The sequence below is a fragment of the Plantactinospora solaniradicis genome (assembly GCF_042658085.1).
Lineage (GTDB): Bacteria > Actinomycetota > Actinomycetes > Mycobacteriales > Micromonosporaceae > Plantactinospora > Plantactinospora solaniradicis.
Genome location: NZ_JBHSPR010000022.1, coordinates 1 through 2,423 on the forward strand (window position 1 = coordinate 1; position 2,423 = coordinate 2,423).

The 2,423-nt window shown below is 66.9% G+C and carries 1 protein-coding gene; it reads right to left on the bottom strand.

Going from position 1 to position 2,423, the window contains the following annotated elements:
• Window positions 1-2,423 (bottom strand): condensation domain-containing protein (locus ACFP2T_RS27330; RefSeq protein ID WP_377426393.1); only part of this gene is annotated, 2,423 nt, incomplete at both ends.

Genomic DNA, 2,423 nt, shown 5'->3' on the forward strand with positions numbered 1-2,423 from the left:
ACGTGTAGATCACATACGCCAACCCGTCCGGGGCCACGTGTCGATTCGACACAGCCGCCGGCAGAGCGGCGACCTGATCGGTGACCTCGTCCAGACGGACCTGTCGTACTCCGGTCGTGGACATCGCCGACAGGGTGTCGGTGGTGCCGACCAGGACGGTGGTGTCACTGTCGGCGACCATGTAGTCGAGCCGGTCGCTGGGGTACGCCGGGTCCAACGGCACGAACGCGCCACCGGCCTTCCACACCGCCAACAACCCGACCACCATGTCCACCCCACGCGGCAGACACAAACCCACCCGCGACTCCGCCCCCACCCCCACCCCAGTCAGGTACCGGGCGAGCCGGTTCGCCCGCTGGTCCAACTCGGCATAGGTCAGCACATCTGCACCGCAGCGCACCGCGACCACGTCCGGTGACGCCGCGACCCGTGCCTCGAACAACTCCGGCACCATCTGGTCGGGAACCCGCACCGCCGTGTCGTTCCACCGGCCGACGACCAGTGACCGTTCCGCGTCGTCCAGGACCTCGATATCGCTGAGCCGCAGACCCGGATCCGCCGCCACCTGCTCCAACACCCGCACCAACCGAGCAGCCAACCCCTGCACAGTCGACTCGTCAAACAGATCAGTGGCGAAGAGAATCCCACCGTGGAGCCCGGCCGGCGAACCCTCCGCATCACGCCGCTCCGCCAACTCAACAGACAGATCGAACCGCGCCGACATCCCCGAGGATTCGTCCACCGGGTCAACTCGTAGGCCAGGTAGCTCCCATGGCTTCTCACCGCCAGGAAGGTTCTGCACGGCGAACATGACCTGGAACAACGGGTTGCGGCTCAGCGAACGGACCGGATTCAGGTCGTCCACGAGGCGTTCGAACGGTAGGTCCTGGTGTGCGTACGCCGCCAGGTCCGCCTCCCGTACCCGGGCCAGCACCTCACCGAACGACGGATCCCCACTCAGATCGGCCCGCAACACCAACGTGTTGACGAAGAACCCGACCAGATCATCCAACGCAGCGTCCCCACGACCGGCGATGGCCGTACCCATCGGAATGTCCGTACCCGCACCCACCCGCGACAGCAACACCGCCAACGCCGCGTGCAGCACCATGAACATCGTCGCGCCACCACGCTGCGCGAGCCGCTCCAGCCCGGCATGGACGTCCGCGGTCACGTCGAAGGACACGTTCGCGCCCTGGAAGGTTGACGTCGTCGGGCGGGTTCGGTCAGTGGGAAGCGTGAGCTCCTGTGGTGCGTCTGCCAGCGCTTCCCGCCAATACGCCAACTGGGCGCTGATCAGGCTGTCGGGATCGTCGAGGTCGCCCAGGACCTCACGCTGCCACAGGGAGTAGTCCGCGTACTGCACCGGCAACGGCTCCCAACCCGGAGCCCGACCCTGCCGACGAGCCGCGTACGCCACACTCAGATCCCGACCCAACAGACCCATCGACCAACCGTCGACCGCGATGTGATGAGCCACGATCAACAACACCGACTCCACCGGCGACACGGTCAACAACCACACCCGCCACGGCAGATCAACACTCAGATCAAACCCACGAACCGCGCGATCAGCCACCAGACCCGGCAACTCATCCTCAGTCGCCTCCACCACCATCAACGCCGGCCGACCCGCCGCACCCTCAAGAACCCGCTGACACGCCGCCTCGTCCGCCTGCGGGAAAATCGTCCGGAGGCTCTCGTGCCGATCCGCGACATCGCCCAACGCGGCCTGCAATGCGGGCACGTCGAGACCGCCCGACAGCCGTAGCGTCAACGGTGTGTTGTAGGCAGCGGCAGCGCCTGGGTCGGTTTCCTCCAGGCGGTTCAGGAACCACAGCCGCTGCTGCGCGAACGACAACGGCAGCATCTCGGGCCGTTCCCGACGCGTCAACGCCACCTGCACCACCGACTCGCCGCCGTCGATCAGCCGGGCCACCGCCGCCACCGTCGGCGACGCGAACAACGCCCGAATACTCACCTCCGCCGCGAACACCGCCCGAACCCGCGCAACCAACCGCATCGCCAACAACGAATCCCCACCCAAATCAAAGAACGACGCCTCCGCACCCACCCGCTCCACACCCAGCACCTCAGCGAACAGACCACACAACACCTCCTCCACCGCCGTCGCCGGACCACGACCACCACCCACGAAATCCGGAGCCGGCAAAGCCCCCCGGTCCAACTTCCCGTTCACCGTGACCGGCAGCGAGTCCAACACCACCACGGCCGCCGGCACCATGTAGTCCGGCAACTGGGCCCCGACGAACTCCCGCAGCACACCGGCATCCACTCCACCGTCGACGGGTACGACGTAGGCGACCAGGCGTTTGACGTCGGGCTGGTCCTCCCGGACGATCACCGCGACCTGGTCGACCGACTCGTGTCCGGCCAGGACCGCCTCGATCTCACCCGGTTCG